The organism is uncultured Erythrobacter sp. (genome assembly GCF_947499705.1).
Classification (GTDB): domain Bacteria; phylum Pseudomonadota; class Alphaproteobacteria; order Sphingomonadales; family Sphingomonadaceae; genus Erythrobacter.
Genome location: NZ_CANMPJ010000001.1, coordinates 2,578,173 through 2,601,218 on the forward strand (window position 1 = coordinate 2,578,173; position 23,046 = coordinate 2,601,218).

Here is a 23,046-nt window from a genome sequence, read left to right on the forward strand (position 1 = left end):
ACGCATCTGGTCTCAGAAGCATCGAGGCTAGTCGTCCGGCAACATGACGGTTACAGCCAGAGGCCTTGCATCCAGTCACCGGAATGTGTTCGGCGGCGATCAATAGGCAGGCGCGATGAAGCTAGGTTGTTGTTACTTTCCCGAGCATTGGCCGGAAGACATGTGGGCCGATGATGCGCGGCGGATGCGCGAAATGGGTCTGCGGTTGGTGCGGATCGGCGAGTTTGCATGGAGCAGAATCGAACCAGAGCCTGGACGCTATGACTGGAGCTGGCTCGACCGCGCGATTGAAACGCTGCACGCGGCGGGTCTTGAGATCATGCTCTGCACCCCGACCGCGACGCCGCCCAAATGGCTGGTGGACCGGATGCCCGATATGGTTGCGGTGGACGCTGACGGTCGCCCGCGCGGTTTCGGGTCGCGGCGGCACTATTGCTTCTCGCATATCGGCTACCGCGCTGAATGCCGCAGGATCGCGGCGGCACTCGCCAAACGATACGGAAAGCATCCAGCGGTGGTCTCATGGCAGACCGACAACGAGTATGGCTGCCACGACACGGTCCTGAGCTTTTCCCAAAGCGCCGCGACCGGTTTCCGCCGCTGGCTCAGCGCGCGATATGAGACGGTCGACGCACTCAACACCGCTTGGGGCAATGTGTTCTGGAGCATGGAATATCGCACCTTCGATGACGTCGACCCGCCCAACCTGACCGTTACTGAAGCCAACCCGGCGCACTGGCTTGATTATCGCCGCTTCGCATCCGATGAAGTGGTGAGTTTCAACCGCGAGCAGGTCGATATCCTGCGCGAACACTCGCCCAGGCAAGACGTCTCCCATAACTTCATGGGTTTCTTCACCGAGTTCGATCACCACGATGTCGGGCGCGATCTCGATGTGGCGACCTGGGACTCTTACCCGCTGGGTTTCCTCGAGCAGTTCTGGTTCTCGGATAAAGAAAAGCAAGCCTACCTGCGCCAAGGCCATCCAGACATCGCCGCGTTTCATCACGATCTCTATCGTGGCTGCTCTAGCGGACGTTGGGGTATCATCGAACAGCAGCCCGGGCCGGTGAACTGGGCACGCTTTAATCCGGCTCCGCTGCCCGGCATGGTCAAACTGTGGACCCTCGAAGCGATGGCCCACGGCGCAGAGTTCACCAGCTACTTCCGCTGGCGACAGGCGCCGTTTGCTCAAGAGCAAATGCACGCTGGGCTGCTGCGCCCCGATAGTGCCGATGCCGAAGCCGCGGATGAAGTGCGCGAGACGGCGCAAGTGATTGAGGAACTGGGCCCGCAGAAGACCCGGCAAGCGCCCGTCGCGCTGGTCTTTTCCTATGAAGCGGCGTGGGTGTGCGGCATCCAGCCGCAGGGGCAGAGCTTCCGCTATCTTGAACTGGCCTATGAATGGTATTCGGCCGCCCGAAAGCTCGGTTTGGATATCGACATAGTCAGCCCGGACGCTGATCTGACCGCCTACCAGATCGTGCTCGTCCCGACGTTACCAATCATACCGGACGGGTTCACCGAGAAGCTTGCAGCTCTCACCTGCCCGGTACTCTTCGGACCTCGCTCTGGCAGCAAGACCGACAGTTTCTGCATCCCCGATGGCCTCGCTCCCGGAAAGTTGCGCGACCTCGTCCCGATCACCGTCACCCGCGTCGAGAGCCTGCGCGATGGCGTCACCGATCCCGAAAACAAGTTCGACCCGCCCCGCTGGCGCGAGGACATTGCGACCGGATTGGAACCTGAATTCGCCCCTGAGGACACGGCGGGCGTAGTCTTCAAACACGGCACGACGCGCTATGTCGCAGGCTGGCCCGGTCGCGAATTGTTGCGCCGCCTGATCGAGCGGATGGCCGACGAGGCCGACATCGCAATCACCAACCTGCCCGAAGGCCTGCGCATTCGCCGGACCGCGACACACACATTCGTCTTCAACTACTCGGCAAATCCGTGCCTGTTCGGGCCTGAAGACGAAGTTATCAGCCCGGCGCAATTTCTCGTCATCGCCGACGGCGCATGACCGCTTGCCAAGTGAACATCACTCTCGCAAGAGCGGCGCGATGAGCGAGAGGCGGACTTACGCGATTATTGGCTGCGGGATGATGGGCCGCGAGCATATGCGCAATCTCGCGTTGGTGCCGGGCGCGGAGCTGGTGGCGATTGCCGATCCCGATGCGGGCTCGCGCGCTTCTGCGCTCACACAGGCCGATGCGCTCGGCCAATCGATCCAGTGCTTCGATGACAATGCCGCAATGCTGGCTGAGGCACGGCCCGATGCCGTGATCATTGCCTCGCCCAATTTCACCCATTTCAACGTTGTGCGCCCGATCATGGATGCAGGCTGCGCGGTGCTGCTCGAAAAGCCGATGTGCACGACGCTGGCCGATGCTGAAGCGCTGGCGAAAGCGGCAAGCCACTATTCAAACCTGTTCTGGGTCGGCCTGGAATATCGTTACATGCCGCCGGTCACTTCATTCATCGAGCGCATTCACGCGGGCGAAGCGGGGGATATCAAGATGCTCGCCATCCGCGAACACCGCTTTCCCTTCTTGGAAAAAGTCGGCGACTGGAACCGCTTCAACCGCAACACCGGCGGAACACTGGTCGAGAAGTGCTGCCACTTTTTTGACCTGATGCGGCATATTCTGCGCGATGAACCGGTGCGCGTGTTCGCCAGCGGCGCACAGGATGTGAACCATCTGGATGAAAGCTATGGCGGCGAAACGCCTGACATCATCGACAATGCGTTTGTCATGCTAGACTTCAAAGGGGGCGCACGCGCCGTGCTGGACCTTTGCATGTTCGCCGAAGGGGCAGAGCAGCAAGAGGAGATCAGCGCTGTCGGGCCACTCGGAAAGCTGGAGGTCAAATTGCCGAAAGCCGAAGTGAGCTGGTCCCCGCGCGACAAATCTGGGCCGTTCAGGGAAACTGTCGCTACACCGCCCGATGCTCTGGCAGCTGGCGATCATCACGGCGCGACCTATTTCCAGATGCGCGACTTTCACGCCGCACTGGTGAATGGCACTGACCCGTTGATCACCGCGCGTGACGGCTATCGCTCGGTCGTGATCGGTGCGGCGGCACAGCAAAGCATCGCCACTGGCCAGCCGGTCGACATTCACTTCGCAGACGAGGAATAGACGTGCTCGAAACCATGCCCCGGGTCGGCTTCGGCCTTTGGAAAATCCCGCAAGAGGACACCGCTGCCAGCGTCGTCGAAGCGATCCGTGCAGGGTATCGGCATTTCGACAGCGCTGCCGATTACGGCAATGAGGTGCAGACGGGGGAAGGCATCGCTCGGGCGATCAGCGAAGGACTGATTACGCGCGAAGATTTGTGGGTCACGTCGAAGTTATGGAACACGTTCCATGCGCCCGAACATGTTGAACTGGCGTGCCGAAAGTCACTCGAAGACCTGCAATTGGAGCAGATCGACCTATACCTGATCCACTTCCCCATCGCGCTGGAATTCGTGCCGATAGACAAACGTTACCCGCCCGAATGGGTGCATGATCCGGACGCCGCCGAGCCGCGCATGCACAAAGCATCCGTGCCACTACATGAGACATGGGCGGCGATGGAGGCTTTGGTCGACAAGGGCCTCGTGAAGCGGATCGGCGTGTGCAATTACACGTCCGGCCTAGTGCATGATCTGATGAGCTATGCGCACATCAAACCTGCAATGCTCCAGATCGAGGCACATCCCTATCTGACGCAGGAAAAGCTGATCCGGTGTGCCAAGGGCTATGGGATCGACGTCACCGCCTTCTCGCCGCTCGGCGCGCAAAGCTATTTCGAGCTGGACATGGCGCGCAAGGAAGAGAGCCTGCTGGAAACCGCACCCGTGATGGTCGCCGCGCAAACCCACGGCAAGACGGCAGCGCAGGTGCTGCTGCGCTGGGGCGTGCAGCGGGGCACAGCGATCATTCCCAAGACCACCAAGCCGGATCGGATGCGTGAGAACCTCGCCATCGACGATTTCGAACTGTCGCAGGTCGAAATGGCCGCGATCTCTGCGCTCAACCAGAACCGCCGCTTCAACGATCCCGGCGTCTTCACCGAATCAGCCTTCAACACGTTCCATCCGATTTATGACTGATTTCCCAGCCATTATCGCAGGTGGCGGCGACCTTGCCGCGTTTCTGAAAGCCAACAAGAGTGCCGTGGATGCGGCGCTGGACGACGCGGGTGCGCTGTTGTTTCGCGGGTTCGATGTGCCTAACGCCCATGCGTTCGATGCTGCGGTCGAGGGCTATGGCGAGCCGGGTTTCACTTACGAAGACTCGCTTTCCAACGCGGTGCGAACCAATGTGACACCGCGCGTCTTCACCGCCAATGAAGCCCCGCCATCGACCGAGATCTTCCTGCACCACGAAATGGCACAGACGCCGCTCTATCCGAGCAAGTTGTTTTTCTATTGTGAGATCGCGGCTGAAAAGGGTGGAGCCACCCCCTTGTGCCGGTCCGATTGGGTGCTGGAGCGCTTGGCCAAAGACGCACCGGATTTTGTCGCTCGGGTGGAAGCGGAAGGCGTTCGCTACACCAATGTGATGCCGGGCAGCGATGATGCTGGATCGGGGCAAGGTCGCAGCTGGCGCAGCACTTTGAGCGTTGTTGACAAGGGAGCAGCAGAGGCCCGCCTCAAAGGCCTTGGCTATTCGTGGGAATGGCAAGATGATGAAAGCCTGCGCGCGACTACTCCCGCGCTGCCAGCCATTCGCAATCTTGGTGATGGACGGAAGGCGTTCTTCAATCAGTTGATCGCCGCATTCCGAGGCTGGGCAGATAGCCGCAACGATCCAAACCGCGCGATCACTTTTGGCAATGGGACGCCGATTTTAGCAGAGGACATGGCGCCGGCAATTGCGATTGCAGATGAACTGACCGCTGACCTCGCTTGGCAGGCGGGCGATGTGGCGCTGGTCGACAACTTCCTGGTCATGCACGGTCGCCGCCCGTTTGAGGGCAGGCGAAGAGTGCTAGCCAGTTTGGTGGCCTAAGACCGGTCTCTGCCACGCCCGCCCCCAGATCAGCCCATTTACGAAAACGACTGCTGAGATCAGCAGCACAAACGCATTGCCAAAGCCATCTACTGAGGCAACGCCTAAGGGCGAGAACAGCAAGTAAGTCGCCACCACACAGCTGAACAGCGTCATCGCCAGCGGTTTTGCAAATCGCCATGGCGTCATATCGACCTGCTCGTTGCGGGTAAATTCCCACGCTTTCGCGCGCGGGGCGAGCGCTCCGCAGATTAGCATGATGCCGACCTCGATTACGAACAGCACCGCGTAGAGGTGGATGAAATGCAGCGTTACCACTTCGTCGAACACGAAGCGCAACAGGCCGTAGGCGATGACGTGGAAAACGATCACCAGCTTTGCACCGAGAGCCGGAACGCTCGCAGTGAACAGCCCGACAATCACGATCACGATCGTCGGTATGTTATAGAAACCGGTGAACTCACGGATGATCTGCCACAGCCCTACCGGTGAGAAGTACAGCAGCGGCGCGACCGCGAATGAGAACAATGCAATCACAAGGCTGGCGATCTTGGCGACACGGACCAGTTCTTCGTCGCTCGCTTTGTCACCCCGCGCGGGCGCATAGACGTCGAGACTAAACAGCGTCGCCGCAGAGTTGAGCAAAGAGTTGAAAGAACTGAACACCGCACCGAGCAAAACTGCGAGGAAGAACCCCGACAGGTACACCGGCAGCACATCGCGGATCAGGCGCGGATAGGCTTCATCAATCGTTCCCAATCCGGGCCCGTACAGATGGAACGCGATCACCCCGGGGATCATCATCATGAAAGGGACCATGATTTTGAAGAAGCCGGAGAACAGCACGCCCTTCTGCCCCTCGGCCAGGCTCTTCGCGCCGAGTGTGCGCTGGATCACATATTGGTTGGTGCACCAGTAGAACAGATTGGCGAAGATCATGCCCGTGAAGATCGTCCCGAACGGTGTCGGATCGGTCGATGAGCCAATCGCGTTGAGCTTTTCCGGATGATCGGCGGCGAGTTTCGACATGCCACTGGCGAAGTCACCTCCGCCGAGCGCGATCAGTCCGAAAACAGGCACCAAGACGCCGATGATGAGCAGGCCAACTCCGTTGAGCGTATCGGACACCGCAACCGCACGTAGCCCGCCAAAGATCGCATAGATCGAACCAACTACGCCGATCAGGACCACCATCGCCACGAGCGAAGAGAAGTAGTCCAGACCGGACAGCCCCGGCACGTCGAACAGCAGCAGCACCGCAACCGAACCGGAATAGAGTACGCTGGGAATCGTCACGAAACCGTATCCAAGCATGAACAGAACTACCGACATGCGCCGTACCGTCGGATCAAACCGATCGCCCAGGAACTGAGGCAATGTGGTGAATGCACCAGCAAGGTATTTCGGCAGAAAGATGAGCGCCATTGCGATGGTCGCAACGGCGGCGGTCACCTCCCAGCCCATGCTCGACAGGTTGTGGCCGTAAGCCGATCCGTTCAGTCCAATCAGCTGCTCAGCGGACAAGTTGGTGAGCAGCAACGAGCCTGCGATAAAGGTCGCGCCCAGGCCGCGCCCGGCAAGGAAATAGCCGTCTTTGGTGTCTGCGGTCCCGCGAGTCTTAAGCCAGCTTACCCAGCCGACCAGTGCCATAAAGCCGATGCAGCTCACCAATGTGAAAATCAGATTCTCGCTGCTCATGCTTGCTCCTTCTGCGCGGCGAGCAGCGTAGCGTAATGATCGTGCAAAGTGTCGCTTCCAAACTCGGGAGTGGCATCGGCATCGTATTCGACGGTTTCAGAATTGAGCACCAACATGCTTTCGGTCGCGTAGTAATGCGCGATGCGGGCATATTCGGCCTTCTCCGCCAGCCAGCCGGACACGCCCGCACCGAGCGATAGAACGCGCGAAGCTGCCTTGAACAGTGAAGGTGAAATCGAGCGATAGCGCGGCTCTTGTCCCGTCAGTTCAAACAGCATCTCGCCCTGCTCACGTGGCGAAATCGCAGGACCGGGGCCGCCGACCGGGAGCACCTGATTGCACCTCCCGGGATTTGTCACGCAATCGGCGATAAAGCGCGCTAAGTCTCCATCGCTGATCGGCTTGCATCGGGTTTGCTGACCGTCACCAAACAGCAGAAACGGTTTGCCCTTGCGCACCCGTTCGACTTGCCCGGACAGAGATTTGAAGAATGCAGTCGGGCGGATGACTGTCCAATCAATCGGACTTGCTTGCAGTTCTGCTTCGAACGCAAGTTTGGCGTGCTGGAAAGCAAGTCTCGGGCGCTGCACACATATCGCCGAGAGTAGAATGAAGTGCTTCACGCCGCCTTTCTCTGCTGCCGCCAGCAGGTCGGCATTCGCCTGATAATCGACCGCACGTGCATCTTTCGGCGAACCCGTCCGCGAAGCGATGCAGGAAACGACCGTGTCGGCCCGGACGTCACTCCAATCGCCAAACGTGATCGCCGCGCCCGCCTGTTTCAGTGCTTGCGCTGCCTCCCGACCGCTTTCGCTGTCACGTAGCAGGCAGACAACGTCATGGCCGTCAGCCAGCAATGCATGTGCGACAGCCCGGCCAATCGTGCCGCTCGCTCCTGCGAGAAGTATGGTCTTGCGCTGCACCCCGTCCGTCACGCGGAGAGGCTTAGCGCATCACCACAAGACTACATAGAGGCCGATCAGGATCGCCACCGTGATCGCCGCAAGTGTGTTGAACAGCGGCGTGGTACCAAAGCTGATATCACCGAGCTTCACCGTGCGTCCTTCATCCGGAGTTGCCGTCAAGCGTGAGATCACCGCTGCCGCAACCAGCGCCAGCAGGAAAACAATCCAGATGCGGATGATGAATGGCATGTCGGGCGTGGCGAACTTCAAGAACACGTTCACTGCAATCGAACCGAACAGTGCGACGAATGCCCCCACTTCGTTGGCGCGCTTGTCGAAGAACCCCAGCAGGAACACGACGACGATGCCCGGCGCAATATAGCCAGTGTATTCCTGCACCGTCTGGAACGCGCTTTCGAAGCCGCCCAGGAATGGACGGGCGAGCAGCAACGCGATCACCATGGCGGTGAATGCCGCAATCCGGCCTACCATCACGTAATGCTGCTCAGGCCGATCAGGCCGCGCACTGCGATAAAGGTCCATCGTGAAGATGGTCGAGATCGAGTTCATCATCGATGCCAGCGAACTGACAACTGCGGCAATCAGAGCCGCAAAGACCAGCCCGCGCAGACCAGCTGGGGCAAATGCCATCAGCTCACCATAGGTACGGTCCGAACGTTCATTGAGCGCGCCGCCATCAAGCACACCTTGCTGCGCAAGGATCACCGCTGCGATCCCCGGGATCACGACAATGAACGGCACGAGGATCTTCAGGAACGCCGCAAAGGCCAGGCCCTTTTGCGCTTCGCCGAGGTTCTCAGCACCCAGAGCACGCTGGATGATGTACTGGTTGAAACCCCAATAGCTGAAGTGCAACACCCATAGCCCGCCTAGCAGCGTCCAGATGCCTGGAAGGTCTCCATAGGCCGGATGATCGTCATCGAGTATCATCTCGAAGTGCCCGGGCATCTCTTGCATCAGATAGCCAAGACCGCCCATCGCGCCCTCCGCCGGAAGGGCATCGAGCGCAAACCAGGTGATCGCGAGGCCGCCAAGGATGAGGATCACCACCTGAATGATATCGGTCAGCGCCACTGCCTTGAGCCCGCCATAGAGCGAGTAAAGCGCAGCAAACGCCGCGAGCGCCGCCATGGATGGCAATACGCCCCAGCCAGTGAGCGACTGTACCGCAAGCCCGCCGAGCCAGAGTACGGTTGTGAGGTTCACGGCGGTGTAGAGCGCAACCCAGAACACGCTCATCAGGTTCTTGACGCCCGGACCGTAACGCTGCTCGAGGAATTGCGGCATCGTGTAGATGCGCCGTTTGAGGAAGATCGGCAGGAAGTACTTGGCGACGATGATCAGGACGATCGCGGCTTGCCATTCATAGGCGGCAATAGCGATCCCGACGGCAAAGCCTTGGCCCGACTGGCCGATGATCTGTTCGGCCGAAATATTGGACGCGATCAGAGATGCGCCGATTGCCCACCATGGAAGTGCACGCCCGGCAAGGAAGTAATCCTCGGTGTTCTTGTCGTGCCCCGCAGGCTCACGGCTTACGGCAAGCGCGATGCCAAGCAAGGCTATCGCGTAACCGATGATGATGACGATATCGATTGTCTCAAGCGTCATGGGATGATCCCCTCCCCTGTGCGCAGCTTTGGCGCTGCGTCACTGTCCCTTTATCTGTTGCCCCTTACAAGCCAGGCCAGACGCGGCCCTGTTCACAACAGGGTGCGCCAAATCCGGTCAGAACGAGCACTGCGTCCCTTCGGGAGCTTCCTCGCGCAGGATTGCGCTGACTTTCAGTTCAAACGGAGCATCAGCCGAAATTGACAACGATGTCGTATTCGCTCCGACACACGCGCTCGTCAACACCATTTCGCGCCAGCCCTTGCCTTCGGCGACCTGCATCGGATGTGTGATGTCGAAGCTCTTACCGCCTGCGGTTGCGGTAACATTGCCCTCTGGCTTGGTATCGACCGAATAGACAATGCGCCATGCGGCATCGCTTTCCGGCCCCGATACGGTAAGTGTTGAGCCCGGCGTGAAAGTGATCGCTCGGGCATCTTCCTGGCGGTCCTTGTCGATGCCCCGCGCGACAATCCCGCCAGCTTCTCCTCGCAAGTTCGGCAGAACGGTGCCGTCCGCCGATGCGGAAATTCCAGCAACCAAGCGGCCATCGGAGTACCAATCAGCAGCAGCCCCGGCACCGACGAAACCGCAATCCTCATCAAGCGCGCCGAGTGGTGACTCGTCTGCCAGCGAACGACCGAAACCAAGCGGGAACAGCGCGCCATCCGGTCCGTTCAGCGGTTCTCCTTCACAGCGAGCTGGCCAGCTGAACGTCAACTTGCCAGTCGCTTCGCTCTCGCCAAACAGCACGTCGGCAACGCCCGCGCCTTCACTGCCTGGCAGCCACGAAGCAACAAAAGCGTCGGCTGCGTTAAGCTCGCGATTGACCCACATCGGGCGACCCGAAAGGAACACGGCAACAGCAGGAATGCCTGCAGCGTCGAAATTGCGCAGCAGCTCAAGACCTTCCTCGTCTTTGAATGCGAGGTTCTTTCGGTCTCCGGCGAACTCGGCGTAGGGCTCTTCGCCGAACACAACGATGGCGACGTCAGGCTTCGATTTGAAAGTGCCGTCTTCGGAGAGAACGGCTGAGCCACCGCTGGCCTCCGCAGCCTCCTTGATCCCTGCAAAGATCGATGTCGCGCCGGGGAAATAGTCGTTGGTAAGCTCGCGCCCGCCCTGCCAGGTCAGTGTCCAGCCTCCGGCAGCTTGTGCAATCGAGTCTGCCGCTACGCCCGCGACAAGGATCGAGGCCCCTTCCTTGAGCGGCAGGACGCCTTCGTTTTTCAGCAACACTTGCGACTTCGCGACTGCTTCGCGGGCCACCGCACGGTGCGAAGCCATGCCGAGCTTGTCGTATTCGCCAGCGTTCGGGCGAGCGGACGGCTTCACTGCATCCGGACCAAGAAGGCCAGCGCGCTGCTTAAGGCGCAGGACGCGGGTGACCGCTTCGTCGATCCGCGCCATCGGGATCGTGCCGTCCGTGACCTGCGCGATGATTGTTTTGTGAAGACCGACTGCGTCGTCGGGCACCATATAAATATCGAGCCCTGCCATCAGGGACTGCGCGCAATCGCTGACTGTGCAGCCCTTGACCTGCCCGTGTCCGTTCCAGTCGCCGACAACCAATCCGTCAAAGCCCATTTCGCCGCGGAGGACGTCTGTCAGCAAGTCCTTGTTGCCATGCATCTTACGGCCATTGATCGAGTTGAAGCTCGCCATGATCGTTTCGACCCCAGCGTCGATCGCATAAGGGTAAGGGACGGAGTGGATCGCCATCAACGCGTCGATATCGCCGTTGACGTCGCCCTGGTCGACGCCCTGTTCCGTCCCGCCATCGCCAAAGAAGTGCTTGGCGGTTGCGATCACACGGCCTTGGCCGAGATAGTCGCCCGCGCCTTTTCGGCCCTGCAAACCTTCGACAAGGGCAGCGCCCATTCTCGCGACAGTCTTCGGATCTTCTGAATAACTCTCGTATGTCCGGCCCCAGCGATCGTCGCGCGCGACCGCTACCGTGGGGGAGAAGTTCCAGTCGATCCCCGTGACTTCGATCTCGACCGCAGTCGCCGCACCGATCTCGCGAACAAGGTCCGCATCGCCCGTCGCGCCAAGCGCGATATTGTGGGGGAAGATCGTTGCGCCGATCACATTGGTGTGGCCGTGGACCGCGTCAGTACCCCATATCGTCGGGATTGCCGGTTCGTCGCCGGGAAGCGGCGCAGTCGAAGCATCCCACATCGCATCGGCAAGGCGAAGCCATTCTGATGCAGGCGCGAACTCATCGCCGTATGGGCCGCCATTGCCGCCATTGAGATAGCTGCCCCAGCGGTACTCGCGCATCTCTTCCGGTGTGACCGAATTGATCTGCGGCTGGATCAATTGAGCGACCTTTCGCTCCAAAGTCATGCGCGCCAGCAGGTCGGCGATTTGATCAGATGGCTGGGATTGAACCGTAGCGGGCGGAGCAGAACTGCTAGCCGATCGCAAAGGCTCATCGGTGCACCCGGAAAGCACGCCTGCCAAGCAGGCACCGGCCACGATAAGCCGTGCGTTCATACCCATCCCGATTAGCCCCTCCCAAGGCCGTCTACGCGTTCAAAATCCCAATTTTGAGAACGTTCTCAATTTGTCATCACTCGCATGCTGAGGATCAAGAATCAAGACTGTTTGAAGACTTCGGGACTGTCGCCAGCAATCCGGCGGCAAGCGCGGCCAGAGCTGAGAAAAGAGCGAACAAAGCCGCAAAGCCGAATGACGGCACCAATGTCAGCGTCAGCCACGGCATTACCAGAGAAGGCACCGTGTTGGTGAGATTGAAGACACCTAGGTCCCGGCCACGATGCTGCGGCTTGGGAAGCACTCTCAACGTCTGTCCGGTGTGGAGCGAAAGGAAGATCGTCGCCGCGATTCCGAACAGCACATAACCGGTGATCGCAAGCGGCAATTCGTTCGCGAATGCCATCAGCACCAGCCCGATTGCCGATAGAGCGGCGCAAAGCGCAAGTGGTGCGATTGGCCTCGCATGCTGATCAGACCAACGCCCGAGCCAAAGCGAAAGCGGCACCGAGATGATCAGCACGATGCTGAAGATATTGGCAGCCGTGTTCTCGTGGAAATCGGCGACAATCGACCTGAGCCAGAACAGCAGGAATGCGAACAGCCCGGCCTCGGCAATCTGTACCAGAAAACGCGCGAGCCACATTCTGATAATGATCGAGCGCGAATGATCACCCCGCACGACATTCTCGTCGGATCGTTCGACCGGACGCCGCAACTCGGGCCGGGCTTGCCTCCGACCGAAGATCACCGCGGGCAGAACCAAAACCACCACCAACGCAGCGACAGCGGTGAGACGCCATTCGACACCGACTAGCAACTCAAAGGTGACCAATGAGCCCGCAACCGCTCCCATCGCCGGTGCAACAGCAAGATAGCCGCCGAGCTGCCCCTTCTGGCAATCAGGCACGCAGTCACCAGCCCATGCGAGCAGTGGTCCCAGCATCATATTGAGCCCGATCTGCCAGAGCATCACCAGCATGATGAGTTCGATCAGATTGGACGCGTACCCGATTGCGATCAGCAGGGCGCTGGATGTCGCTAACCCGGCCAATATCCACGCGGTGCGATTGCGGCTGCGATCGCTCAGGATTCCGAATACGATGTTGGCGAGGCTGGCGATCACGGCGCCGTAGAATGTGACCCGGGCAAGTGCGCTAACATCCTCTGTGCCCATCAGGGTGGTGATTTTCAGAGGCAACAGGACAGTCAGAAGCGGAACATACGCGATCGATCCGCCGCCTGCGGCGAGCGCGAACAAGATCATGAACCACAAGGGTTGCCTGGCAACCGGAGCTGAAGCTGAGCTCACTCCGCTCTCGGCGCTGGTCCGGTTGATGCGCGCTCAACCAATTGCGCTTTCACATCGGTCACGCCGCTGGGCGGTGCGGCTTTGCGCAGCTGGATAAGCTGTTCGACGGCGGCAGACACGGTTTCCGCAATCGGCTGATCAACGGCTGTCAGTGGCGGCTGCGAAAAGCGGACGATCGGCGTGTTATCAAAAGAGATCAGCGATAGGTCACGCGGCACATGCAATCCGCGATCTCGTGCAACTTCGAGCGCGGCAAGCGTCATCTGGTCGCTGCTGCCGATGATGGCGGTCAGGTCCGGATCGCGGTCCAACAACGCGCGCGCCGCCTGCGTCCCGGATTCATATCCGAAGTCGCCGCGTTCAAAGAGCCCATCGACGTCGAGACCATGCTCCTCCATCGCTCTGCGCCAGCCCGTAACGCGCCAACCGCTCAAGCTATATTGCTTTGGCCCCGCAATCATGCCGATGCGCGAATGGCCGAGTTCGATCAGGCGCTTGGTTGAGTGATAAGCGGCGTCTTCATCGCCCATCGTCAAACGCAGACCCGGCCCTTCCTCGGTCGAGCCGATCCGGGCGAATGGAATGTTCCGCTTCGCCAGCAGCTTTGTGATCAATTCGTTTTCCGAGTGCGGCGGCGTGAGGATCACGCCATCCGGTTGCAGCGCTGCAATCGCCGCACCAAGCTCGCGTTCGACATGGTCGCTATGCGTGTCGACCAGTTCAACCATCATGCGGTAGCCATGCTTTGAACAGGTCAGGATCCCGCCGAGCAGCATCTGGTCGACCCAATCGGTGCCCTGTCGTTCGCGCCAATCCTGCAGCGTGCGTTCGCGGTCATTGATCGCAAGGATGATGTAGGAGCGCGAGCCGCTCATTCGCTGTGCGGCCAGCGACGGGACGTAGCCGAGCCGGTCGATCGAAGCCTGCACCCGGTCGCGCATTTGCGGGCGGACATTGGGCTCATCGTTGATGACACGGCTCACGGTCTGGAGCGAAACACCCGCATCCTCCGCCACTTCGCGGATCGTCACCGTATTGCGACGCCTCGCCATTATCCCATCGCCCCTACTTCGATCACTTCATGCATGCGAGCCCGGTCTCCCGGTCGTCGTGGCATTGATAAACCCTAATCCAATCAATGGTGAATTGATTGGGAATGGAACTGTCCGCAAGCCCTTTCTCATTGCTTTCCTCCGGCCATTTACCCCCGACCGCGAGGTTGGCCATCACATAGAACGGCCTGTCAAACGGCGCATTGGGGTTGCCTTCGGCGTCGGGCGAGCCGGTGAACCATTCCTCTTTCGGGACGGTGAAATGCACACGATCGTCAACAAGGAACCGGATCAGGCCCTCGCCCCATTCCACGGCGTAAGTATGGAATTCATCTGATGGCAGCGCCAGGTCCGGGAGCGGCGATTTTTGGTCGACATGACTGTTCTTCGGCCATGCTTCCCCAAAATGCAGCGCGCTGACCGTGCGATTCTCGCCGACATCGCCTTCGCATTCATCGCAAGCCGCACCGATGTTCACTGCCTCAAGAATGTCGATCTCGCCTGAAAGCGGCCAACTGCCATAATGCGCTTCCTCCGGCATCATCCACACGGCAGGCCACATGCCCTGCCCCGCCGAGACCTTTGCCCGCACTTCGATCCGGCCATATTTCCAGCTGTGCAGCCCGCGCGTGCGGATCTTGCCCGAAGTGTATTCCTGCGTGACTTGCGGATTGGGATCCTCGGCAATCTCTGGCGGACGATCAGGGCCGGTGAAGGTCTCCTTGCGAGCTTTCAGATGCAGGAATCCATCCTCTAAAACGATGTTCTCCGGTCGGTCAGTGTAGCATTGCCGCTCATTATTGCCGCCGCCCCAACACGATTCCTCGGGTGCCCACTTGGTGCGGTCGAGTTCGGTTCCGTCGAATTCATCCGACCAGACCAACTCCCATGATTGCGCATCCACCGGCGCAACGACAATCGCTTCGGAAGCCGCCTCTTCAGCGCAACCTGCAACGCCAACTGATGCGGCCAGCAAGCTGACCCAAGTTCCTCGACGCATTGATTTTCCCTCTCGAAGCAGCACCATTCCCAAAGTCTTGCAAGAAGAGGGGACCTTGCCCCAGCAAAGCCCCCTCTTGCACTCACTCGCTAATTCAGTCCCCTAGAAATCGAATCGAGCAAGGAAGGTGTAGCGCCGGTCATTGCGGAAGGCAGACCGAGTGATCCGCGTCCCGTCGAAGTCGACGACCTGGCTGGTTTCGGTAACCTCGTCGAGCAGGTTCACGCCCTGTACGCCGAGCTTCAGATAATCCGTCACCGAGAAGAATATCGACGCGTCGAGTTGACCGGTGTCTTCCTGCCAGATCGGCGAGAACGGGAAGATGTCGTCTCGCGGCGTGATCAGGAACTCGGAGCGCCAGTTGTAAGCGGCGCGCATCGACAGCGGACCTTTTTCGTAGAACACGGTCGCGTTGAGCGCATGCTCCGAAATACCCGCAAGCGGCTGTTGGCCAACGAACGCCCCTCCGCCTAGGTCATTTGCCGCCGTTGTAATGGACGACTGACCGACATCAGACAGGTTCGGGTTCGAGAAATCACTGCCATCGACATAGGTGTAGGTTACCTGCGCACCCAATCCATCGAGGAAGCCCGGAAGGAAATCGAAGGTTTGCTGGTACGCAAGTTCGAAGCCTTTCAGTATTCCATCTTGGGAATTGGAAGGCCCCTCAACCGCGACTTCGACCGGAACGCTGGCGTCATAGATCACCGTGGAGAAGCCGTTGTCGATGAATCCGTCGACGTCCTTCAGGAAGAACGATGCCGTAATCGAGCCGACATCGTTGAAGTACCATTCGACCGACAGATCGTAGTTCCATATCTCGACTGGCAGCAGGTTGCGGTTGCCGGTCGACAACGCGAAAAGCGGTCCCGATGCAAGCGCCTGCGCGCCAGCGGTCTCGAGCGCGTTCGTGTTGTCACCTATGCCGCCACCGGCGCGGAACAATTGCAAATCGGGGCGGGCGATGTTCTTCGAAGCTGCCACGCGGAACAGCAGGCCATCGCCCACATCCAGCTTGGCATTGAAGCTTGGGAGCCAATGATCGAACCTGATCTTGCGATCATCGATCAAGACCTCACCGGTGTGAGCCGCCGCGAATTCGGCCAGCCGTGCATCGGACAGGGCGCAATAGCCACGCTGAATTCCGGGCACGTCCGGTGTTGAGCATAGCGCCTGAAGTTCGGACACCTGAACGATACCATCACCGTTCGAAACACCGTTCTCCGGATTATCAAATCGGCTCGCGTCGGGAAGGCCAATGCGCCCGCCGCTTGTGATCTCGGTTTCGACATAGCGAAGGCCAATGTTGCCTTCGACGTTCCAGCCATTGCTGAAGTCGTGGCCGAAATCAACGCGGGCATAGGCGGCTTTGGTAATTTCGGTCACAGTTGAGACTTCACCCGGGCAGAACACGCCTTCGATATCGCAGGGCACGATCTCACCAGTCAGCTCATCAGGCCGGAAGCGACCATTCACACCATAGTTGAAGCGTTCCGGCGATTGGCCGAATTCCTGAATTTCGGCGAATTGCTGATCGGTGAGACCCGACAGATACTCCCCAAGGAAGTCATCCCCGCCAAAGAAGTAGCCCGCTCCGTTCTCAATCGGCGTCGGCGCGTTTCCGCGCTGGAAGTTGTCGCCAAACACGTCGCGATATTGCGAGAAAGCAGGGAATTCGTCGACGAAAGCGCCACCCGCAATCGCGAATTCCTGACCCGGAAGACCGGTGAACCAGCGTCCAGGCTGGAACCCGCCAGTAGCGGCACAGCCCGGCCCTTCGTTCCAGGGCGCACAGCCCGCGCGGCCGGCCCATGGAGCAGAAAGGTTGCCCCACGTGCTGAAGTTGGTGTTGCGGGTTGTGCGATCACGCTCCGCCCAGCGCGCGCCGAAACGTGCGCTCTTGAAGAAGCCATCATCGCTGATGTCATACTCCGCATCGAAGCGAAGGCTGTGCAGGTCGCCTTCGTTCTTCTCACGGCTGTCGAGCCCGAACCAGTAATAGGTGCTCTCGCCGGACGAGAAGTAATCGGTAGGCGAACCCGGAGGCGCGAGAAAACTGACCTGCGGCACGCTGCCGGTCAGGTCGAGATCGACATTCGCGAAAGTGCTGAGCGCGCCAAAAACGGAATCGCGTGACAGCTCCGAACTGATGCTTTGCGCTTCGAAGTTTACCCGGAAACGATCGGTAACATTCCATTTTGCGTCGAATGAGAAATCCTCAGTCGTGGAGTCCAGTTCACGCAGGAACCGCAGTGAATCGATCGGAATGCCGCCGCGGCCGAATGGCGTGGCATAGGCATCGCCAGGCCGCTGTGTCAGGATGCCGCTTTGGAAAATCCCGTTCTCATCGAATTGCAGTGTGCTGCCTTCGGCTGCGACAGGGAATAGCCCTTCGTCGTCAACACGCGAGATGAGGGCGTATTCTTCCGTAGCGAACGTCGTATCGGACCGGAGCCATTCGAACGTGGCAACGAAATCGCCCGTTGGATCTTCGTACTGAAGAACAGCCGACCATGCTTCACGGTCGCGGTCCAGATCTGTCGTTCGAACCCCTGCACCCTTAGGCACCAGGACGGACCCTGCTGGCGGGAAGTTCGCCGCATCGAAGTTCGGATCGCCGACAAACCCGCCTGACCCCACGGAGAGTGCGCGCAGACATGGCCCGTCGAGCGTTGCCGCACGATAACATGGGTCGGCGACCTGCGATGCGTCAGTACGGCTCTTCAGTTCCGATTTCGCATAGGAAAGCTGGACGCCGAGCGTGCCGCCATCGGTCACAACGTTGGTAGAACCAAGCAGTGAGAATTCCGGCGACCACTCTTCGCGAAGGTCGCCATAGTTCACACCGACTGTCCCCGCGAGGCGGGTACCCGGGTTATCGAGCGGCTTGCGCGTGACGAGGTTCACCGTTCCTGACGGTCCGCCTTCGATCATGTCGGCGGTAACGTTCTTGAACACTTCGACCCGGCCCAGAAGTTCAGGCGAGACATCGTTGAAGCTGAGAACACGGCCACCGGTCGCGGAGAAGATGTCACGGCCATTCAGTTCGGACCGTGCAAACGGCAGGCCGCGAATGATGACACCAGTGCCCTCGACCGAGAAACGGTCCGGGTCGGTCGTTTTTTCGAACCGTCCGATAGTGATGCCAGGAATACGCTGGAGGGTTTCGGCAACCGAGCGATCAGGCAGCGCGCCAATATCTTCGGCTGTCACCGCATCGACGAAGGTGTCCGCGTCACGCTTGATGTTCTGGGCGTTTTCGAGCGACGCTCTAAAGCCCCCGGTGACGATGATTTCGTTTTCGAAGTCGCCTTCTGCAACTTCGGTTGAATTCTCATCAGTCTCGGCATCCTGCGCAAGCGCGGGCGATACGATCATCATCGAAATCGCCAGACCCGAAGCGGTGCTCAACGCGAATCGGCGCCGCGAAGGCGCAATACGAGCGGTGTTCATGTGAATTTATTACCTCCCAAACCCCACTGGCGACATGTTCTGTCGTCCAATAACCCCTGCACTAGCGAAAATTGTTAGCGTTCACAAGACTTGCAATATATTCTTCATATTGCATGCTCGCGAGGTGAGGATTTGCGGTCACACTTTTGTGATCGCCATCGGCGCGGTTTTGGGCCGGCGGGGTAGAGGAAATAATGGCAATTCAAGAGATAATCATCGTCGGCGGCGGGACTGCCGGATGGATGGCAGCGGCGGCGCTATCGCGGCTCAAGACCGGTCGCGAGCTGGGCATAACCCTGATCGAATCGGAAGCGATCGGTACAGTCGGGGTCGGCGAAGCGACGATTCCTCCGTTTGTCGGGTTCAATGATTTGCTCGATATCGACGAGCGCGAAATGCTCGCCGCCGTGCAGGGGTCTTTCAAGCTCGGTATCCAGTTCGAGAACTGGGGCAAGGTCGGCGACAGCTACATCCATCCCTTCGGTGCCTATGGCTATTCGATGGGCGGGATTGCCTTCCATCACGTGTGGCACAAGTTCGCTCAAAGCGGCGACAACCGGCCGATCCAGGTCTTCAATGTCGAGACGATGGCCGCCTATTTCGGGAAGTTTGCGCGCAGCGAAGACTATCAGAAAGAGCGCGATGACCTGCCGCCGATCAATTACGCTTATCATCTCGATGCGGGACGTTACGCCGCATTCCTGCGCAAATATGCCGAAGCGCGCGGAGTTGTCCGCCGCGAGGGCAAAGTCTCCGATGTGCAGCTCGATGCGGAGAGCGGCTTCGTATCTTCGGTCACGCTCGACGACGGCACCGTGATGGCAGGCGACATGTTCATCGATTGCTCGGGGTTCCGCGGCCTGCTGATCGAACAGGCGCTGGAAACTGGCTACGAAGACTGGACACACTGGCTTCCCTGCAATCGGGCCGTCGCGCTCCCCTGCAAGCGGGAGGATGGCAGCCCTCCCCCGCCCTTCACCCGCGCAACCGCCCACCGCGCGGGATGGCAATGGCAAGTCCCTCTGCAGCACCGCAACGGCAACGGCCATGTCTATTGCAGCGAGTTCATAGAGGATGAAGAAGCGCACGATATCCTGGTCGGAAACATCGCAGGTAAACCACAAGCGGACCCGAACTTCCTGCGCTTCACAACAGGGCGACGGAAGAAGTTCTGGAACAAGAATGTCGTCGCGCTGGGGCTATCGGCAGGCTTTATGGAGCCGCTCGAATCCACCTCGATCCACTTGATCAACACCGGGATCGACAAGCTGATGTCGCTGCTTTCGCTGGAGGGGATCACCCAGACCCAGCAGGACACATTCAACCGCCTGACAGGCCGCGAATATGCCCGGATCCGGGATTTCCTGATCCTGCATTACAACGCGACATCGCGCGACGATTCAGAGTTCTGGAACTACGTCCGCACCATGAAAGTGCCCGATACGCTCACCGAAAAGGTCGAGATTTTCAAAGCCAACGGGCAAATCTTCCGCGAGGAAGACGAGCTGTTTACCGATACAAGCTGGGCGGCCGTGATGATGGGTCAAGGTATTCAGATGAACGGCCACAATCCGATGGCGGATACGCTGGATACTCCGAAGAACCGCAAGGAGGTGGACGAGATGGAGCAGTCGATCCGCTATCTCGTCCAGCACATGCCGGGGCACGGCGAGTATCTTGCGAACTACTGTCCGGCAAAGGCAGCCTAAAGGCACCCAAGAGGCACAGAGCAGATGTCGAACCGTGGACAGAATCACACAGGTGAAGCTGTAAATGCGGCACGACATGCCTACTGCGCGAATTGACGAAATTTGCCCTATCTGATTTGTTAGCGTTCTCAAATATGGCCAAAATGACGCTTAAAGAGCACTTGGCTTAGGGGAGGAAGAGAATGAAGTTCACACACGGTGCAATCCTGACCGCATGCTTCTGTTTGGGTGCCGGACTTGCGGCCATCCCTGCCGCAGCTCAGGACGATACCGTCCTGGAAGAGCTGGACGCGCAGCTCCCCGGCGATCTCGCAAATGATCCTTCGCGGATCGACTGGCAGAGCTATGGCGCCGATCTGAGCGCCGGTTCCGTGGTTGACGAAAGCATACCCGGCGGCGGAGCGGCGAGGCGCTTTGAAGTCAGGCGGCCGGCCGAGTTCATCTACACCGCCGGGACCAACATTCCTTTGACCGGCAATATCAACCGCGGCGAAACGGTAACTGTCGGTTTCTACGCCCGCACCGTCGAGGCGGACACAGATGATGGAAAGGGCATCCTGCGGGTCCGGTTTCAGCGCAACGTCGAACCCTATCCTGGCTTCGGCGAAGAGACGCTGTCGATCGGAACAGACTGGCAATGGTATGAAGTCAGCGCCGAAGCCGAACAAAAGCTGCGCCCCAAGGACGGGATCGTCGCGCTACAATTCGGCCGGACCAAGCAGATCATCGAAATCGGGCAAGCCATCGTCGTGAGCGGTGCTGCAACAATCGCAGGCGAAGGCCCGGTTCAAGTCGCCGCAGCGCAGGTGCAGACAGCAGAGTTGGAAATGCCCGACGGGCTGCAAGGCACGGGCACGCTGATCAACGATCCCGGACAATCGGCATGGAAATTTGGCGGTTCAGCCGGAACCTATGCCAATCGCGCGGAGCCCGAGATATGGATGATGAAGGCGACCCGGTTCGAAGTCGCTGAGCCGGGTACAGAACTGACCGATCTTTCCGCTACCATTCCCATCAATCAGGCGATCAAAGCAGGCGACGATCTGGTGATCGCAATCGCGGCCCGCACCATTGGCACCGCAAACGCCGACGGGCGTGCTGTTGCCGCCTCGCGAATTCAAGGCACTGCGCCACCATTCGAAAGCTTCGCTGCCAATCGCTTTACGCTCGGCGACAAGTGGCAACTCATCAAGATCCAAACCAAGGCACCGCGTGACTACTCCGCAGGTGGAGCGGAACTGGAACTGTATTTTGGAGGAAGCGAGCAAGCGGTCGACCTCGGCGCTGTCTACATTTTCAAAGCCGAGTGATCGCGGCCGCGAGGATAGGATTTGCCGCTTGAGCGAAAGCTGTTAGTCACTTCGCACTCGCAGCAGGAGACCTCAGCTTGAAACTTCGCACCCTCGCACTTGCGGCCACCGCTCTGTTCGCATCCACAGCGGCACAGGCCGATACGGTTATCCTGACAGCCGACGCGATGGTGGATGTGGAGAGCGGTCGGCTCGTCGCGGATCCGGTGGTCCGGATTGAAGATGGCACGATCATCTCAGTCACCACGGGTGAAGCGCCTCAAGTTGAGGATGCCAAATATGTCGATCTTGCAGGCAAGACGATCCTGCCCGGCCTGATCGACATGCATGTCCATCTGACCAGCGACAGCGACACGCATGGCTATCGTCGGCTTGCAATCTCCGATGAACGCGCGACTATCACCGGGGTCGTGAATGCCAAGAAGACACTGATGGCGGGTTTCACGACGGTGCGGAATGTCGGAGCGGGCAGCTTTGGCGACGTCGCGCTGCGCGATGCGATCAATGAAGGTGACATTCCCGGCCCGCGCATGCTTGTGTCTGGCCCGCCCATCGGCATTACCGGGGGGCATTGCTCGGACAACAACCTGCTGCCGCCCGAATATGAGGCGACTGGTGAAGGCGTTGCCGACGGTCCGTGGGCGGCGCGCAGCAAGGTCCGCTACAACCGCAAATTCGGTGTCGACCTGATCAAGACCTGCTCAACCGGCGGGGTCCTGTCCAAGGGCACCAAGGTCGGTGCACCGCAATACACTATCGAAGAGCTCACCGCCTTGGTTGAGGAAGCGCACAGCCACGGGCTGAAAGTCGCCAGCCACGCGCATGGCAGCGAAGGGATCGTCAACGCGCTCAAAGCGGGCGTCGATACGATCGAGCACGCGAGCTTCATCGACGATGAAGGCATCCAGCTAGCCCGCGAGAATGGCGCCTATCTCAACATGGATATCTACGTGACGGAGTTCATTCTGGGTGAAGGCGAAGCTGCAGGTATCTTGCCGGAGAGCCTCGAAAAGGAGCGCGTCGTCGGTCAGACGCAGCGCGACAATTTCCGCCGCGCGCACGAGGCAGGTGTGAAGATGTCGTTCGGCACCGATGCGGGCGTTTATCCCCATGGTGACAATGCCAAGCAGCTATCGCGCATGGTGCAGTTCGGGATGACCTCGGCTGAGGCTTTGCGCGCGGCCACCGTGAACTCAGCCGATGCGCTTGGCCGGGCAGGCACGGTTGGGATCATCGCAGCTGGCGCGTCAGCTGACATAATCGCGGTCGCGGGCAACCCCTTGGCCGACATCTCCTTGCTTGAGAATGTCACCTTCGTGATGAAGACAGGTGACATCTACAAGAGCGAGTAGTGCGCACATTTTGGGCAGAATTTGCCCAATTTATGGACGATAACCGTCCTCAGCATGGCAAAATTGCAACATAATCGCAGCGACAGCGACTCCTATATTACGCTCCAATGATCGGTTCTTG

Annotated in this window: 15 protein-coding genes; 7 read left to right on the top strand and 8 right to left on the bottom strand. The window is 59.4% G+C overall.

Features of this window, described 5'->3' with window-relative positions; translation table 11 throughout:
- The first annotated feature begins 115 nt into the window (after nucleotides 1-115).
- The 4 genes from Q0837_RS12060 to Q0837_RS12075 are packed head-to-tail and all read left to right on the top strand — an operon-like array spanning nucleotide 116 to nucleotide 5,003.
- Entirely contained in the window at nucleotides 116-2,023 is a 1,908-nt protein-coding gene (locus Q0837_RS12060; RefSeq protein ID WP_298469377.1) for a beta-galactosidase, read from the top strand.
- 40 nt (nucleotides 2,024-2,063) lie between these two features.
- The gene (locus Q0837_RS12065) at nucleotides 2,064-3,143 is read left to right on the top strand and encodes a Gfo/Idh/MocA family oxidoreductase (RefSeq protein WP_298469380.1); all 1,080 of its coding nucleotides are present in this window, start codon (nucleotides 2,064-2,066) and stop codon (nucleotides 3,141-3,143) included.
- A 2-nt stretch (nucleotides 3,144-3,145) separates the two neighbouring features.
- A complete protein-coding gene (locus Q0837_RS12070) occupies nucleotides 3,146-4,102 on the top strand; it encodes an aldo/keto reductase (RefSeq protein ID WP_298469383.1) in 957 nt (318 codons plus the stop codon).
- On the top strand, nucleotides 4,095-5,003 hold the full coding sequence (locus Q0837_RS12075; protein WP_298469385.1) for a TauD/TfdA family dioxygenase: 909 nt from the start codon (nucleotides 4,095-4,097) through the stop codon (nucleotides 5,001-5,003). Before Q0837_RS12070 ends, Q0837_RS12075 begins: the two co-directional genes overlap by 8 nt.
- Here the strand turns inward: Q0837_RS12075 and Q0837_RS12080 are convergent.
- The 8 genes from Q0837_RS12080 to Q0837_RS12115 form a co-directional block, all read right to left on the bottom strand.
- A complete protein-coding gene (locus Q0837_RS12080; protein WP_298469387.1) occupies nucleotides 4,983-6,701 on the bottom strand; it encodes a solute:sodium symporter family transporter in 1,719 nt (572 codons plus the stop codon). The two genes, Q0837_RS12075 and Q0837_RS12080, sit on opposite strands and share 21 nt — an antisense overlap.
- Entirely contained in the window at nucleotides 6,698-7,624 is a 927-nt protein-coding gene (locus tag Q0837_RS12085; protein ID WP_298469390.1) for an SDR family NAD(P)-dependent oxidoreductase, read from the bottom strand. Before Q0837_RS12085 ends, Q0837_RS12080 begins: the two co-directional genes overlap by 4 nt.
- Nucleotides 7,625-7,654: 30 nt before the next feature.
- The gene (locus tag Q0837_RS12090; protein ID WP_298469393.1) at nucleotides 7,655-9,238 is read right to left on the bottom strand and encodes a sodium/sugar symporter; all 1,584 of its coding nucleotides are present in this window, start codon (nucleotides 9,236-9,238) and stop codon (nucleotides 7,655-7,657) included.
- Nucleotides 9,239-9,355: 117 nt separating this feature from the next.
- Complete coding sequence (locus Q0837_RS12095; protein WP_298469396.1) at nucleotides 9,356-11,743, bottom strand: glycoside hydrolase family 3 protein; 2,388 nt, start codon at nucleotides 11,741-11,743, stop codon at nucleotides 9,356-9,358.
- Between the two features lie 88 nt (nucleotides 11,744-11,831).
- A complete protein-coding gene (locus tag Q0837_RS12100) occupies nucleotides 11,832-13,004 on the bottom strand; it encodes an MFS transporter (protein ID WP_298469398.1) in 1,173 nt (390 codons plus the stop codon).
- Nucleotides 13,005-13,045: 41 nt separating this feature from the next.
- A complete protein-coding gene (locus Q0837_RS12105) occupies nucleotides 13,046-14,101 on the bottom strand; it encodes a LacI family DNA-binding transcriptional regulator (RefSeq protein WP_298469401.1) in 1,056 nt (351 codons plus the stop codon).
- Nucleotides 14,102-14,123: 22 nt separating this feature from the next.
- Complete coding sequence (locus Q0837_RS12110) at nucleotides 14,124-15,101, bottom strand: glycoside hydrolase family 16 protein (protein ID WP_298469404.1); 978 nt, start codon at nucleotides 15,099-15,101, stop codon at nucleotides 14,124-14,126.
- Nucleotides 15,102-15,203: 102 nt separating this feature from the next.
- Nucleotides 15,204-18,554 (bottom strand): TonB-dependent receptor, encoded by a 3,351-nt coding sequence (locus Q0837_RS12115; RefSeq protein WP_298469407.1) that lies wholly within the window; start codon nucleotides 18,552-18,554, stop codon nucleotides 15,204-15,206.
- Between the two features lie 194 nt (nucleotides 18,555-18,748).
- Here Q0837_RS12115 and Q0837_RS12120 point away from each other — a divergent pair, with 194 nt between their 5' ends.
- From Q0837_RS12120 to Q0837_RS12130, 3 genes are all read left to right on the top strand, one after another.
- Entirely contained in the window at nucleotides 18,749-20,263 is a 1,515-nt protein-coding gene (locus Q0837_RS12120; protein ID WP_298469410.1) for a tryptophan halogenase family protein, read from the top strand.
- A 182-nt stretch (nucleotides 20,264-20,445) separates the two neighbouring features.
- Nucleotides 20,446-21,573, top strand: a complete 1,128-nt coding sequence (locus Q0837_RS12125; protein WP_298469413.1) for a hypothetical protein — start codon at nucleotides 20,446-20,448, stop codon at nucleotides 21,571-21,573.
- Nucleotides 21,574-21,650: 77 nt separating this feature from the next.
- Nucleotides 21,651-22,925: an amidohydrolase family protein gene (locus Q0837_RS12130; protein ID WP_298469416.1), complete on the top strand. Its 1,275-nt coding sequence runs from the start codon at nucleotides 21,651-21,653 to the stop codon at nucleotides 22,923-22,925.
- Nucleotides 22,926-23,046 lie beyond the last annotated feature (121 nt).